Origin of the sequence: Chitinophaga sp. OAE865 (assembly GCF_040546735.1) — a bacterium.
Lineage (GTDB): Bacteria > Bacteroidota > Bacteroidia > Chitinophagales > Chitinophagaceae > Chitinophaga > Chitinophaga polysaccharea_A.
This window is the reverse complement of record NZ_JBEPOF010000001.1, coordinates 7,645,619-7,661,243: the sequence shown is the minus strand read 5'-3', so window position 1 is coordinate 7,661,243 and position 15,625 is coordinate 7,645,619. Positions and strand designations below refer to the sequence as shown.

The 15,625-nt window shown below is 49.9% G+C and carries 13 protein-coding genes; 10 read left to right on the top strand and 3 right to left on the bottom strand.

Going from position 1 to position 15,625, the window contains the following annotated elements:
• Positions 1-19: 19 nt before the first annotated feature.
• The 7 genes from ABIE50_RS30500 to ABIE50_RS30470 are packed head-to-tail and all read left to right on the top strand — an operon-like array spanning position 20 to position 10,597.
• Positions 20-3,124, top strand: coding sequence for a SusC/RagA family TonB-linked outer membrane protein (locus tag ABIE50_RS30500; protein ID WP_209862757.1), 3,105 nt, complete (start codon positions 20-22; stop codon positions 3,122-3,124).
• 19 nt (positions 3,125-3,143) lie between these two features.
• Positions 3,144-4,700, top strand: coding sequence for a SusD/RagB family nutrient-binding outer membrane lipoprotein (locus tag ABIE50_RS30495; protein ID WP_209862755.1), 1,557 nt, complete (start codon positions 3,144-3,146; stop codon positions 4,698-4,700).
• 23 nt (positions 4,701-4,723) lie between these two features.
• Entirely contained in the window at positions 4,724-6,745 is a 2,022-nt protein-coding gene (locus tag ABIE50_RS30490; RefSeq protein WP_209862753.1) for an alpha/beta hydrolase family protein, read from the top strand.
• Between the two features lie 18 nt (positions 6,746-6,763).
• The gene (locus tag ABIE50_RS30485; protein WP_209862751.1) at positions 6,764-8,224 is read left to right on the top strand and encodes a Gfo/Idh/MocA family protein; all 1,461 of its coding nucleotides are present in this window, start codon (positions 6,764-6,766) and stop codon (positions 8,222-8,224) included.
• A gap of 7 nt (positions 8,225-8,231) precedes the next feature.
• Complete coding sequence (locus tag ABIE50_RS30480) at positions 8,232-8,981, top strand: glucosamine-6-phosphate deaminase (RefSeq protein ID WP_209862749.1); 750 nt, start codon at positions 8,232-8,234, stop codon at positions 8,979-8,981.
• Between the two features lie 3 nt (positions 8,982-8,984).
• Positions 8,985-10,175 (top strand): N-acetylglucosamine-6-phosphate deacetylase, encoded by a 1,191-nt coding sequence (nagA, locus tag ABIE50_RS30475; protein ID WP_209862746.1) that lies wholly within the window; start codon positions 8,985-8,987, stop codon positions 10,173-10,175.
• A 29-nt stretch (positions 10,176-10,204) separates the two neighbouring features.
• Positions 10,205-10,597: an acyl-CoA thioesterase gene (locus tag ABIE50_RS30470; protein ID WP_209862743.1), complete on the top strand. Its 393-nt coding sequence runs from the start codon at positions 10,205-10,207 to the stop codon at positions 10,595-10,597.
• Between the two features lie 3 nt (positions 10,598-10,600).
• Here the strand turns inward: ABIE50_RS30470 and ABIE50_RS30465 are convergent, their stop codons facing one another.
• From ABIE50_RS30465 to ABIE50_RS30455, 3 genes are read right to left on the bottom strand one after another with little or no spacing between them, the layout of a single operon-like run.
• Complete coding sequence (locus tag ABIE50_RS30465; RefSeq protein ID WP_209862741.1) at positions 10,601-10,996, bottom strand: DUF1634 domain-containing protein; 396 nt, start codon at positions 10,994-10,996, stop codon at positions 10,601-10,603.
• Between the two features lie 10 nt (positions 10,997-11,006).
• Complete coding sequence (locus tag ABIE50_RS30460; RefSeq protein ID WP_209862737.1) at positions 11,007-11,840, bottom strand: sulfite exporter TauE/SafE family protein; 834 nt, start codon at positions 11,838-11,840, stop codon at positions 11,007-11,009.
• A gap of 11 nt (positions 11,841-11,851) precedes the next feature.
• Positions 11,852-12,505 (bottom strand): FadR/GntR family transcriptional regulator, encoded by a 654-nt coding sequence (locus ABIE50_RS30455; RefSeq protein ID WP_209862734.1) that lies wholly within the window; start codon positions 12,503-12,505, stop codon positions 11,852-11,854.
• 186 nt (positions 12,506-12,691) lie between these two features.
• Between ABIE50_RS30455 and ABIE50_RS30450 the strand changes: the two genes are divergently transcribed.
• The 3 genes from ABIE50_RS30450 (at position 12,692) to ABIE50_RS30440 (ending at position 15,610) form a co-directional block, all read left to right on the top strand.
• Positions 12,692-13,417, top strand: a complete 726-nt coding sequence (locus ABIE50_RS30450) for an SGNH/GDSL hydrolase family protein (RefSeq protein WP_209862731.1) — start codon at positions 12,692-12,694, stop codon at positions 13,415-13,417.
• Positions 13,414-15,066: an FAD-dependent oxidoreductase gene (locus tag ABIE50_RS30445; protein ID WP_209862729.1), complete on the top strand. Its 1,653-nt coding sequence runs from the start codon at positions 13,414-13,416 to the stop codon at positions 15,064-15,066. Before ABIE50_RS30450 ends, ABIE50_RS30445 begins: the two co-directional genes overlap by 4 nt.
• Positions 15,067-15,133: 67 nt before the next feature.
• Positions 15,134-15,610, top strand: coding sequence for a DUF4126 family protein (locus ABIE50_RS30440; protein WP_354028247.1), 477 nt, complete (start codon positions 15,134-15,136; stop codon positions 15,608-15,610).
• Positions 15,611-15,625 lie beyond the last annotated feature (15 nt).

Sequence of the window (15,625 nt, the reverse complement as noted above, 5' to 3'; positions counted from 1 at the left end):
CATTAAAAATTCGTAGTGTATGAGAAGCTGTATTAGTCAAAAGCCACACCTGTATTTCCTGATTATGCTAATTGCCTTGTCATGGCAGCTATCTGCACAAGATCAGTTATCACTGAAGGGTGTTGTACGGGACGCTGCTTCCAAATCGCCGCTTCCCGGCGTAAGCGTTGGTGTAAAGGGCACTGCCCGCGGGGTGAGCACTGATGCTGAAGGAAAATATGCTATTTCCGCGGCAGCCGGCGCCATGCTGGTATTTACCTATGTAGGATATGATAAGAAGGAAATCCCTGTATCCGCACAAACAACTATTGATGTGGCGTTGCAACAAAGCGCCACAGGCTTAAATGAAGTGGTGGTAACTGCATTGGGTATAGAGCGTAAAACCCGTTCCCTCGGCTATGCTACGCAACAACTGGACAATGCCACCATCAACACGGTGAAAGATCCCGGCGGGAATATCATGAATACCCTCAGTGGTAAAGTAGCCGGCGCTGTGGTAACCCCCGCGGCTTCAGGCCCCGGCGGCGCAGTAAGGGTGGTATTGAGGGGGAACCGCTCTATCAGCGGTAACAACAATGCGCTGATCGTGGTAGATGGCGTGCCGATAGATAATACCATGTCCACCGAAAAAAATGGGGGCGGCTCTGCCAACACCATTGGTACACAGCCTAAAAGCGTTAGCAGTGGCTACTCCGGCAGCGATGGCGCGGCCAGTATAAATCCACAGGATGTAGAGTCTGTGAACGTACTGAAAGGCCCCGCAGCCGCAGCTTTATACGGTAGCCGTGCGGCCAATGGCGCTATCATCATCACCACCAAAAGCGGTAAAAGCGGCAAGCTGGCAGTAAATTATAACGGCGGCGTATCGCTGGATCAGCCCAATATGCTGATGAAGTTCCAGAATACCTACGGCAGCGGCAGCAAAGGTCAGGCGGGCAACCGCGCCCCGGCCAGCTGGGGAGCGCCTGCGCAAACTTACTCCGATAACGTGAGAAGCTTTTTTAACACGGGAACTACAGTGAATAATTCTATAGATATTTCCGGCGGCAACGAAAAACTACGTGGCTACGCATCTTACACCAATAATGCCATCAGTGGTATTATCCCGAAGAACAGAATGGAAAGAAATACGCTGAACCTCCGCGTTGCCGCTGAAATATTACCCCGCCTGACAACAGATGTAAAACTGACCTACATCAGCCAGGATATCAAAAACAAGCCCCGCCTGGGCGACCAGGGCGTGGCCAATGAAGCCTACCTGATGCCGCGTGACCTTAGTAAGGATTCGCTGAAGCATTTTGAAGGAATGGATGCTACGGGGCAACCTTATCCTATTTACTGGACCAACTCCACTACCTTCCAGAACCCTTACTGGGACGTGTACCGCAACATGGTGGATGAATCGCGCAACCGTATCATGCTGCTGGGATCAGCCAAATACCGGCTTACCGACTGGCTTAGTTTACAGGGCCGGTATAGCCTCGACCGTTACGACGATAAGATCACCGCTTCCTATTACAATGGTACTGTAGCTTTCCCGGTGCAGCCCGGCGGCCGTTACCTGGAAGCATATGTGAATCACTGGGAACGGAATATAGACCTGCTGCTAACCGGCAGTAACAGGTTATCCGGCGATTTCCATGTAAGCTATAACCTGGGAGGAAGCATACTTACCAGCAAAGGATACAATTCGCAGGTACTGGCCAACGGGCTGAGTATCCCGAATCATTTTAATCTCATGTTTGCCACCGCTCCGGCCACCACCAACACTACGGTGCAGAAAGAGATCCAGTCTGTATATGGCAGCGCACAACTGGATTTCAGGCAATACCTGTACCTGGATGTAAGTGCGCGGAACGACTGGTCGTCTACCCTGCCGAGGCCATACAGCTATTTTTATCCTTCTGTAGGATTGTCCGCCGTAATATCTGATATGTGGAAGATGCCTTCCTGGATTACATTTGGTAAGGTGCGCGCTGCATATACGCAGGTAGGTAATGATGCGGATCCGTATATGTTACTGCAGGCATATTACTACAGTGTTGGCGCAGGCGGAGGCTTTGTATCGAGAGATAATACCAAATCTATTTATAACCTGAAGCCGGAACAAACAAAGTCGTGGGAAGCAGGACTGGAATGGAAATTCTTTGACGGAAGGCTTGGACTGGATGCTACCGTATATAAGAACAATACCATTAACCAGCTGCTGAATGTTGGATTGCCACAGGCCAGCGGTTTTGATGATCAATATATCAATGCCGGCAACATTGAGAATAAGGGCCTTGAAATTATGTTGAGCGGCACACCTGTTCAGCGTAAGGATTTCACCTGGAACAGCAGTGTGAATTTTGCCACCAACAGTAACAAAGTATTATACCTGGCCGAAGGGGTAGATCAGATCAATCTTTCTCCCGCTACCAACTTCGCCACCCTGCAGGCAAAGGTTGGGGGTAAGTATGGAGATATGTATGGTTATGCGTGGCAAAAGGATCCGAAAACAGGACAGTACCTGGTAGGTACAGACGGTTTACCGGTAGTAGCACAGAATCAGTATCTCGGCAATTTTAATCCCGACTTCACATTGGGCTGGAACAACCAGCTGCAGTATAAAAAGTTCAGCATGTCGTTTCTCATTGACGGTCGTGTAGGCGGTATCGTTATATCCGGTACAGATGCGCTGCTGGCCTCCTACGGGGTGGCCGACTATACTACAAGGTACAGGGACGGCGGACTGGTATTGCCAGGCGTGCTGGCAGATGGCAGCGTTAATACAAAAGCGATTGATGCAGAAGATTTCTGGACAAAAGTATCACAGGGTGGCCGCGATGCATGGGGACAATTCTTTGCTTTCAGCGCCACCAATTTCCGTTTAAGGGAACTGTCGTTTGGATATGATTTTGATTTCGACCAGAAGCTGATAAAACGTGCACGGCTTTCATTGACTGCACGTAACCTGTTTTTCCTGTACCGGGGCAAGTCGGTGCTCGATATACCGGGCATGGGTAAACGTAAATTACCAATTGATCCGGAATCAGCGCTGGGTACCAGTAACTACCAGGGCATTGAGGCTGGTTTACCGCCGGCAGTGCGCAGCTTTGGCCTGAACCTGAATGTATCCTTTTAGTTAACAAAAAAATACAGCCATGAACAAGCAATTAAGATATATACTTCCACTTGCGCTGACGATAATGATGGGCAGCTGTACAAAGAACTTCGATTCCATGAACGTGGACCCCAGCGGGTTAACGGGTGTTGGCAAAAGTGAGTTGCCTTTTATGTTTGCGAAGGCAGAATCATCGGCCGGTGTTAACCAGGGATATTATCAGACTGTACAGAACCTGTATGCGGATTTATATGCACAGTATTTTGCACTGAACACCAACAGTTTTCAAACAGACCGTTATGTGATCAACGATGGCTGGTTGCCGCGGCCGGGCATCATTGCCTATGTGCAAACGGTGCCGCAGCTGCGAACCATTTTTGAGAACACAGAAGAAACTTCCGGCGAGTATGCCTTGGCGGAGATCATGTGGGTGTATGCCTTTCATCACCTGACGGATTATTTCGGTCCGGTAGCTTATTTTGATGCCGGGAAAGCCCAGGATGTGATCCCTTACGATGCCCAGGATAAAATTTATGACGACTTCTTCAAAAGACTTGATCACGCAGTAAAAAATCTTAAAGCCGGTAGCGCCACCAATATTTTCGGAGCCAACGACCTGATATATGCAGGGGATGTACAGCAATGGATCCGCTTTGCCAATACGCTGCGTTTGCGGCTCGCACTGCGGATTTCAAAGGTACAACCGGAGCGTGCCAGGCAGGAGGCGGAAGCCGCAGTAACTGCCGGCGTAATGACGGAAGCTGCCCATACCGCCATGATGAAGAAATCACTGAACGGTGGCGATGGCAACGGGCTGGCAAGAGTGGCATCCTATAATGAATTCAGCATGAGCGCCACTATGGCGTCTTATATGAAAGGCTACAACGACCCCAGGATGGATGTTTTTTACCAGCCTTCAGTAAATGGAGGTAGTTTCAGGGGTGTGCGCAACGGCTCGCCGACGGTATCGCTGAATAACCCGCTGAACCAGGCGCCGCAAACTTCCAATGCGGGCACTTATTGGGCCACCTATAACCCGCTGAACCTCTCCTGGCTGCCGGCACTGGAAGCGCCCAAGCATGTAATGATGGCTGCCGAGGCTTATTTCCTTCGCGCAGAAGGTGCTTTAAATGGCTGGAATATGGGTGGGGCTGCGAAAGACCTGTACGAAAAAGGTATTGCGGTAAGCATGGAAAACTGGGGGGTGAAAGATGCTGCTGTTGTCAGCGCTTATACAAATTCCACCTCGGTACCGGTAGCCCCGGGCGATGCGGAAAATTCTGCCGCTGTAGCCAATATACCGGTTAAATTTGGTACAGCGTTGAATATACAGCGCCAGCAGGTAGGCACACAGAAATGGCTGGCTATTTACCCCGACGGACTGGAAGCATGGGCCGAATACCGCCGCAGCGGTTACCCGGTGATGTACCCGGTGGTAAAATCAGATAATCCTGATTTACCGGCAGGCACTTTTATCAAACGGTTACCTTATCCTTCTTCTGAAGCAGTGAATAACGGGGAAGAGCTGAAGAAAGGTATACAGTTACTGGGCGGCCCGGACAATGCTGCTACCCGCCTGTGGTGGGATGTAGATTGATGTATCACTAAATGCAATTATACTTGAAGACGTTAGTTTCATTTTTCATGGTGTTGTTCTCACTGTTCCATGCCCGGCAGGGGCCGTTGCCGAAAGTTTTTTCCGGGGAAAGGACTGATATCATCCAGCAACAGCTGAAACAGCAGGCGGCTACAGCGTTTCAGGCGCAGGTACTGCCTGCCCCGGAGCTGGAATGGGCACAGCGGCGCCGGCAACTGAAAGCCGCCATTCTGCAGTCGACCGGCGCTGTTGAACACCACGCGCTCCCCCTGCAAATAAAAGAAACAGGGCGTACACAATTAACGGGATACCATATACGTAATATCCTGTTCCAGACGAGGCCGGGGGTATTTGCTACGGCCAACTTATACATACCTGATGGCAAAGGCCCGTTCCCGGCAGTGATTAATATGCACGGCCACTGGAAAGATGCCCGTATGGGGGAAATGGTGCAGGCCACTGCACATAGCCTGGCATTGAACGGTTACGTATGCCTGAACATCGATGCCTGGGGCGCAGGGGAAAGAACTACTGATGAGGGAGTAACGGAGTATCATGGCGCTAACCTCGGTGCTTCGCTGATGAATACGGGCAACACGCTGCTGGGAATGCAGCTTACCGATAACATGCGGGGAGTGGACCTGCTATGCAGCTTACCGGAAGTGGACAAAGAACGTATAGGCGCTACCGGGGCCAGTGGCGGTGGAAACCAAACCATGTGGCTCTCGGCCATGGATGAGCGCATTAAGGCCGCTGTGCCGGTAGTGAGCGTAGGTACTTTTGAATCTTACATCATGAACAGCAACTGTGTATGTGAACTGGTACCGGATGGGCTTACCTACACGGAAGAATCGGGGATACTGGCCATGGTAGCCCCTCGCGCGCTGAAGATCTGTAATGCCCTGAATGATGCGAGCAGGTCATTTTATCCTTCGGAAATGCTGCGCAGTTATAAACAGGCAGCGCTGGTTTACGAAGCATTGCATGCCAGTGATAAGCTCAGTTACCAGCTGTTTAATACCGTGCATGGGTACTGGCCTGAAATAAGGGAAACTATGATAGGCTGGATGGATCTGCAGTTGAAACATATTGGTACAGGCGCACCCAAAAAGGAACCTGTTTTCAGCCTGCTGCCTCCTGCTCAGCTGCTTACTTTTCCCAATGGCGGGCGCGATAGCAGCGTGACCACCACAGCCTCCTGGTGCAGCCGGGAGGGACAATTACTCCATGAAAGATTGTTAAACGAAAAAATTGATGGCGAGGCAAAACGAAAAGCGCTCCGCCAACTGTTGCGCATAAACGAAAAGAGAGTATTAAAACAGGCGCATAACTATTCATCACAGGATGGATGGAAGCGTATTGCGCTGGAAACAACCGATGGCTCACTGATCCCTTTGCTGCTGAGGGCGCCCCGTGGTAAAAATAAAGACTATGTAGTGGTAACGCATCCGGGTGGAAAGGACAGTGTACCGGCGGCAGTGATCAGTGAGTTAACAACTGCAGGTAAAGGCATTGTGCTGGCTGACCTTTGGGGCTGTGGTGAACAGGGCTCTGCCGCCGCTACCGCCACAGATGGCAGTCTGCCGCCTTACCACACGCTGGCGCGTTCCGCTTTGTGGCTTGGTACCACGGTACAGGGGAGATGGGTAAGCGATCTGCAGATTATTACAGACTATTTGAAAATGGCAAATAGTGAGGGCCGTGTTGTGCTTAACGGTAGCAGGGAGGCTGGCGTGGCCTCCCTGTTTTTTACTGCGCTGGGAGGCAAAGTAAACGAAGTAGTATTGGATGGCAGCCCACTGAGTTATCGCTTTGATGAGCGCGCAGGTATCGACTATTTTACTATGGCCATACATGTACCTGGTTTGCTGGTATGGGGAGATATTTCACTGGCCGCAGCGCTGACCGGAAAGGATATCCTGTTCAGAAAACCGGTAACCATGTCCGGGCGGCTGCTGAGCGATGCCGGATTAGCAGCCCCACGTGAAGAGTTTTCCCTGTTGAGGAAGCGTTGTAAACAGCCGGGGCAAACCATTTTTCAATAACGGAAAAAATACACCTTTATGAACAATAAACGCAGAGATTTTTTAAAGCTGCTCGGACTGGCAGGCGTTGGGGTCGGGGGCAGTACATTGATTCCCGGTTACGCCGCGGCCCAGGAAAAGCAGGGCAGGGCACTGGACCAGATCCGGAAGCAGGCCGGAAGAAAGCATCCGCAGCAGTTTAATATGAGCGGCTACGCCGCGCCTAAAATTGACACGGTACGGATAGGCTATATCGGTCTTGGTAACCGTGGCTCCGCTGCCGTAGAGCGCATTACCTATTTACAGGGCATAGAGGTAAAAGCATTATGTGATATCAGGCCGGAAATGATTGCCGCTACTAAAGCAAGGATCAAAGGTTCCGGTTACCAGCCGCATGAATATACAGGTTCGGCAGATGCGTGGAAACAGTTATGCGAGCGGGATGATATTGACCTGATATACATTGCCACGCCATGGGATCTTCACACGCCTATTGCCGTATATGCTATGCTGCATGGCAAACACGTAGCTACAGAAATTCCTGCTGCCATCACCATTGATGAATGCTGGCAGCTGGTGGAAACTTCTGAGAAAACAAGAAAGCATTGTGTGCTGCTGGAGAACTGCTGCTACGATTTTTTTGAACTGCTCACGCTGAATATGGCCCGGCAGGGCTTTTTCGGGGAACTGGTACATTGTGAAGGTGCTTACATCCACGATATTTTTGACAGCCTTTTTGATAAGAGCAAGCGTTACGATATGTGGCGGTTTAAACAAAATGCACGCCGCAACGGTAACCTGTATCCCACGCATGGCCTGGGGCCTGTATGCCAGGTGCTGGATGTGAACCGTGGCGATAGTATGGAATACCTGGTATCTATGCAGAGCAATGATTTTCTGCTGCATAACAAAACGGTGGAGCAGGCGGCTACCGACGATTTTTATAAGCCATACGTAAACGCGCATTTCCGGGGCAATATGAACACTACTACTATCCGCACCCGCAAGGGCCGCACCATTATGTTGCAGCACGATGTAAGCTCCCCGCGGGTTTATTCCCGCTTACACCTCGTGAGCGGCACAAAAGCCACCGCCCAGAAATACCCGCTGGAACCCAGAATTGCAGTGAGCCACGAAGGATGGCTAAGTTCTGAAGAATTTAAAAAACTGGAAGAAAAATATACGCCTGCCATTATTAAAAAGTTAGGTGAGATGGCTAAACAGATAGGTGGCCACGGTGGTATGGACTTTTTAATGGACTGGCGCCTCATCGATTGTTTACGCAATGGTTTGCCGGTAGATATTGATGTGTATGATGCTGCCGCATGGAGCGCCATCGGGCCGCTGAGTGAATGGTCTGTAGCCAACCGTTCCGCTTCCATCGATATTCCAGATTTTACCAATGGCGCCTGGCAACACAACAAGCCGACGGATATTTCCCTGCTGCAGGGTGGCACTACCGGGGTAAAGAGCAAAAAGAAATCATCTCCTGAAAAATAAAAGCGCAATGAAAGTAATCCAATCCAAAGACCCGCAAACATTAGGTACTGCAGCCGGTAATGCTGCAGCAGCATTGATTAAGACTGCCATCGCAGAAAAAGGCAGCGCCAATATTATACTGGCCACCGGAACCAGCCAGTTTGAAACGATCCGGCAACTGATCGACAGCGATATCGACTGGGGAAAAGTAAGCATGTTTCACCTCGATGAATATATTGGCTTACCGGTAACCCATCCGGCCAGTTTCCGGAAATACCTGAAAGAACGTTTCCTTGATAAAGTAGCGCCACTGAAATCAGTATGCCTGATCAGCGGGGAAGGTGATCCTGAAGCTGAATGCAGCCGGATCAGCACTCTCATACAGGCCCACCCCATTGATGTGGCATTAGTTGGGATAGGAGAGAACGGGCATCTGGCTTTTAATGATCCTCCGGCAGATTTTAACACCACTAAACCGTATCTTGTAGTAAATCTCGACACTGCCTGCCGGCAGCAACAGATGAATGAAGGTTGGTTCAGTGCAGTTTCAGAAGTGCCATTACAAGCCATCAGTATGTCGGTGCACCAGATCATGCTGTCGGAACATATCATTTGTTCCGTGCCCGGTGAACGTAAGGCACAGGCGGTGAAGAACAGCCTGGAGCAACCTGTAAGCAATTTGTTTCCCGCCAGTATTTTACAAACACATGCCAGCTGTGTGTTTTATCTGGATGAAGCATCTGCCGCAAAGCTGCAGCCGGCGCAGAAAACCATTTAATCCATGCAGGAAATCATTAAGATCATAAACGGCCGCCTGATCACACCATTCCGGGTAATTGCATCCGGCAGCGTGCTGGTAAAAGACGGGCAGATTGCAGCCGCGGGAGAAGGAACTATCCCGGATTATGCAGACAGGGTCATAGATGCCGGGGGGAATTATATTGCCCCCGGTTTTATTGACCTGCATATTCACGGAGGTGGTGGCCATGACTTTATGGATGGTACTGTAAATGCTTTTCACCGTATAACGGAAACGCATGCACGATATGGCACCACAGCAATGGTACCTACTACTTTAACCGCAGAGAAATCCGGCCTTTTGCATACGCTGGACATCTACCGGCAGGCAGTGGCACAGCCGCATAACGGCGCATCTTTCCTGGGCATTCATCTCGAGGGCCCCTATTTTGCCATGAGCCAGCGCGGTGCACAGGATCCGCGTTATATCCGTAACCCCGATCCTGCGGAATACCGGGAAGTACTGGATTACAGCGAACATATTGTGCGCTGGAGCGTAGCGCCTGAATTACCCGGTGCGCTGGAAATGGGTAATTACCTGCGGGGCAAAGGGGTTTTACCAGCCATTGCCCATACCGATGCTGTTTACGAAGAAGTGGTGAAAGCAGTGGAATGCGGCTATACACTGGCTACGCATTTCTATTCAGCCATGTCTGGCGTAACGCGCCGTAACCTGTACAGGTACGCCGGCGTTATTGAAAGCGTGTATCTGATAGATGAAATAGATGCAGAAGTGATTGCAGATGGCGCACATCTTCCTGCACCGTTGCTGAAACTGATCTATAAAATCAAAGGACCGGACAGGATAGCGCTGATCACAGATGCGATGCGGGCAGCAGGCATGCCTCCCGGCAAAAGCGTATTGGGACCGCTGAACGGAGGCCTGGAGGTTATAGTGGAAGAGGGAGTGGCCAAACTCCCTGATGGCAGCGCGTTCGCCGGCAGCGTGGCTACTACCGACCGCCTCGTACGGAATATGGTGAACCTTGCAGGCGTGCCGGTGGCGGAAGCCGTACGGATGATGAGCTATACCCCTGCCCGCATAATGGGTGTGGATAACCGGAAAGGAACACTGGCAGTTGGGAAGGATGCGGATATTGTTATTTTTGACGATGATATCAGGGTGCAGCTCACCATGGTATCAGGAAAAGTTGTGCATCGTATCGGAGAATGAAATAGCTTTGCCCTCAAAATTGTTGAGGCATGAATTTTTATACACGGAAATGGGTAAAGCCGGAGGATCTGAATGCGCATGGCACTTTATTTGGCGGTAGTTTGCTGCGCTGGATCGATGAAGAAGCAGCTATTTATTCCATCATTCAGTTAGGAACCAACCGCTGTGTGACCAAGTACATGTCTGAAATTAATTTTATCAATTCTGCCCGCCAGGGCGATATTGTAGAACTGGGCATCAAGGCCACCAACTTTGGCCGGACTTCTCTCACACTCACCTGCCAGGTGCGGAATAAGATCACACAAAAAACAATTCTTACAGTAGATAAAATGGTGTTTGTAAGTGTGGATGAACAAGGCAAACCTTTTCCTCACGGCAGAACTGCTATTACCTATACCGATGAGCGATTGAGAGAAGAATAGTATTTATATTTTCAGCCCACCGAACATACTGAATAAAATAATCCCCAGCACCAGCGTGGTGATGAACACATACAGCCTGTCTTTTTCCAGCGCAAATGCCAGCAGTGAGAAAAGGATACGGAGTATGGGGGTGGCCAGCAACACGAGTACGCCCAGCTGTATAAATTCTGTGGGGCTGCCGGTAGCCACGCCGTGGAAGATGCCACGGAAAGAAGTGTATTCCGCGCCTTCCCCTTTAAACTGTGAATAGTCAGGCACACTGGCAGCGCCCTGCTGCGCCAGGTAAAAGATACCTCCCAGCAACGCAATGCAGCTGGCAGTAACTACGCCGGTTCTGAGCTGTTTGCCGATGAGCAATTCTATATCGCGGTCGCCAAGCATTTTCTTAAATACATTCATGAGGCAGTAATTAAAACTGGTGATTAAATCCGTTATAGATCATTTCAAGCGCCACAAAAGTGATGGCTACGGAAAAGATGATCCTTAGCGTGCGTGCATTTATAAGCGTAAGTAAACGGGCGCCTGTGAAGGCACCTCCCAATACGCCCAGCACCACCGGGAAAGCCATGCCCGGATCAATATAACCTCTCTGCAGATACACCACCGCACTGGCTGCAGCAGTAACGCCGATCATAAAATTGCTGGTAGTGGTGCTCACTTTGAAAGGGATGCGCATGGTGCTGTCCATGGCCAGTACTTTTAATGAGCCGGAACCGATACCCAGCAAACCGGATAATACGCCGGCAATAAGCATGATACCAAAACCGCCGGCCACGTTTTTCAGCTGATAGCTCACTTCCCCGTTGGGCGTTGGATAGCTGCTGTTCAATTTTAAAAGGTGAGATAATTTACTGCCTGTTTGTTCCGCATGTTCGTGCTTTTTCCGGATGGTCATGGCAGCGGAAAATATCAGCACTACCCCGAGCAGGATAGCAATGGTATTTACAGGCGTGAATATGGCCAGCAGCGCGCCTCCGACAGCGCCTGCCGTAGTGGCTATTTCCAGGAACATACCCAGCCTGATGTTGGTAATCCCTTCTTTTATATAAGCAGTGGCCGCGCCGGAAGAGTTGGCAATAGAAGCCAGCAGGGCTACGCCAATGGCATAACGGATGTCTACATGAAATACGAGCGTTAGCAGCGGGATCAGTATCACGCCTCCGCCGAGGCCGGTGAGAGAGCCTAATAGTCCCGCCACATAAGCGCCTGCCAGCAGTATTAAGCTAAAGATCAGGATGTTCATTTATTAATACTTTAATAGTTATTGTCCAGGATATCTTCCATTACCTGCCGGGATAATTTGGCGTTACCGCTTTTGATGGCTTTATATAACTGTTCATGCAGGTGATGGCTGATGGCAAAGTGGCTGATGCTTTGTGTATCGCGTTTAGTGAAAAAGTCGCGGATCACCGTAGTAAAACTGCGGAAAAGATCCGCCAGCACATTGTTGCCCGAGGCTTTGGCAATGGCAGTATGAAAAGCGATATCTGCTTCCAGGCATTGCTCGTATTGCTGTTCCAGGATGGCTTTTTTGCGTTGCTCCAGCAATGATTTCAACTGGTGCAGGTCTTCTTTGGTATGGTTTTCAGCTGCCAGCTTCACAATTTCGTAGTCCAGCATCCGCCTTACCTGGTTAATTTCCTCGAAGTCGGCCCTTCTCAGGCGTTGGTCCAGCGATTCCGCCTGTACGGTTTCGTTTACAAAGGTGCCGGCCCCTTGCTGTACACGGAGTATGCCGGTCATAGCCAGCGTTTTAATGGCTTCCCGGATGGTAGAGCGGCCAACGGCGTATTGTACCATTAGTTCGGGCTCAGCAGGTATTTTCTGGCCCGGTTTATATTTTCCCTGGGAGATATCTTTCTGGATGGCGTTGATAACGCAGTCCGATAATTTGGATGTACGCTCCATAATTTTCCGTTTACAGTACAAAGGTATGATGTTTATTTAAACATCAGATGTTTTATTTTTAAGCCTTGATAATTTCACATTTTGTATGGGGGAGAGTAGAATAGCCGTTTTTTTATCGTTTAAAAGATAATGCTTAGAAATACAGTTTATTAACTGTATTTTATTTGCTCTTCTAAATGAAAATAAATGCATCGCAGGAATTTTTTACAGGCCGGATTGCTCACCGCCACGTTTTCATTTCCGGAGAAGTATTTACCCGGGAAGGTTTATCAAACCAACGGCACTATTGTTTTCAACGCGGGTATTGGCGGTAATAATACTGCCGATCTGCTGAAGCGCATCGATAAAGATTGCCTGGCGCATCAGCCGGACCTAACCATCCTTATGATAGGCACCAATGATATGAATTCGATGAAGCATATTGCCTTGCCGCAGTATGAAGCCAATCTGCGGAATATAGTGGGCCAACTGATAGCTGCAAAGAGCCGGGTATTACTGATGACTATCCTGCCGGTATATGAACCCTACTTGTATACCCGCCATCCGCGTGCGTTTTATGAGCCTGAAGGGCATGCCAAACGGAAGGAGCAGGTGAATGATGTGATCCGGAAAATTGCAGCGGATAATAAGCAGGACTTACTGGATATGGGTTATATTTTTCAACGGGCAGGAGATGTAGGAGAAGGGATGGAAAGCCTGATTCAGAATGTGGCCAACAGTAACAAGCAGGACGGCGTGCATCCCACACCGGCAGGATACCGCACCATGGCAGTGGCGTTGTATGAATATATTACACAAAGGCAACTGCCTCATGGCAGGGTGGTTTGCTTCGGCGACAGCATCACTTTTGGTGATGGCGGCACAGAAGGGAAAAGTTATCCGGCATATCTAAAAAAATTATTGACAGCATGAGAAAAATAGTACTGTTAGCAACAATCCTGGTAAGTGCTTGTTTGTTTTCCCGCGCAGCGGCGCCGGATTACAAGGCAGATGTAATTATTTACGGCGGCACTTCTGCGGCTATAACAGCTGCAGTGCAGGCGCATAAAATGGGCAGAACGGTGATAGTGGTATCGCCTGATAAGCATATGGGTGGCCTTTCTTCAGGTGGACTCGGGTTTACAGATACCGGCAACAAATCGGTAATAGGCGGACTGGCCCGCGATTTTTATCACCGCATATGGCTGCACTACCAGCAACCTGCCGCCTGGAACTGGCAACAGCAGGTGGAATACGGTAATAAAGGACAAGGCACGCCGGCAATGGATGGCACAGAGCGCACTATGTGGATCTTTGAGCCACATGTGGCAGAACAGGTATTTGAAGATTACATCAGGGAGAATGATATTAAAGTTTACCGGGATGAATGGCTGGACCGTGAACAGAGGGTGAAAAAGAAAGATGGAAAGATACAATCCATTACTACGCTCAGCGGCCATACTTATAGCGGCAAGGTATTTATTGACGCCACCTATGAGGGCGACCTGATGGCTGCCGCCGGCGTAAGCTATACCACAGGCCGGGAAGCCGTGGCTACCTACGGTGAGAGCTGGAACGGCGTACAAACCGGCGTTTTACATCACGGGCATCATTTCAAACAGAACATCAGCCCTTACCGCATTCCCGGCGATCCCAACAGCGGTTTGCTGCCGCGCGTTTCCGGGGAAGATCCCGGTGAGAAAGGTGCAGCAGATAAAAAGTTACAAGCCTATTGTTTTCGTATGTGCCTTACCGATAACCCTGCCAACAGGATTGCTTTGCCAAAGCCGGAAGGATACGATTCCACGCAGTATGAGCTGCTTGTCCGCGTGCTGGACAGCGGCTGGAATGAAGTGTTCAACAAATTTGACCCTATCCCCAATCATAAAACGGATGTGAACAATCATGGCCCATTTAGTTTTGATAACATCGGCATGAATTACGATTACCCGGATGCATCCTATGAGCGCAGGAAGGAAATTATTCATGAGCATGAAGTGTACCAGCAGGGATTATTGTATTTCCTTGCGCATGATGCCCGCGTGCCCGCTGCTATTCAGCGCCGCATGCAAACCTGGGGCTTGTCGGCCGATGAATTCCGTGATAATCATAACTGGCCGCACCAGTTGTATATACGTGAGGCAAGACGCATGAAAGGCATGCACGTTATGACGCAGCAGGCAGTACTTGGGGAAGTACCCGTACCGCAATCTATTGGGATGGGTTCTTACACACTGGATGCACATAATGCGCAACGATATGTGAAAAAAGACGGCTATGTGCAGAATGAAGGCGACATAGGCGTGGACATAAAAGAACCTTACCAGGTATCTTACGGGTCTATACTTCCGCAACAGCAGGAGTGCAGTAATCTGCTGGTACCGGTATGCCTGTCGGCCTCACATATTGCCTACGGATCTATCAGGATGGAGCCGGTGTTTATGATCCTGGGGCAAAGCGCGGCTACAGCAGCGGTGTTAGCCATTAATGGCAACAAAGCAGTGCAGGAGGTGAATTACGAACAACTGAAGGCGCAGCTGGAGAAAGACCACCAACGTTTATCAGCGCCGCCGCAAAAGTAAATAGCAAACAGAAGCAGAGTGGCATGCATGGCATAATGATTGCGACGGCAACAGTATGAAAAAAGCTATGATACCTACTATTTGCCGGGCTATTGGCCTGGGTATGGTTGCCGGGATGCGCAGCGCTATGGGCCCTGCTTTCGCCAGTTATTTTGTTAACCGGCAACCATCGGAGAAACTGCGTAAATCGCCATTGGGTTTTATGCAGAAGCAAGGAACTTCACGTTACTTACAAACTATGGCTGCCGGTGAGCTGGTGGTGGACAAAGCCCCCGGTATCGGAGATCGTATAGCCGCCACCGGTATTACAGGCAGGGCATTGTCTGGCGCGCTGGCCGGAGCTACTTTATACCAGGCCAGGGGAGAAAAAGCCTGGAAAGGTGCAGTGATCGGCGGCGTGGCTGCGGTAGCCGCAGCGTATGCATTCTTTTACCTGCGCAAAGCCACCGGCAAAAGACTGAAAATAAAAGATGCCGCTGTAGGCGGGCTGGAAGATGCAGTAGCAGTGGGAATAGCAGCATTATCTATCAGTAGGAAAAGATAATTGTTTTCTTTAAGA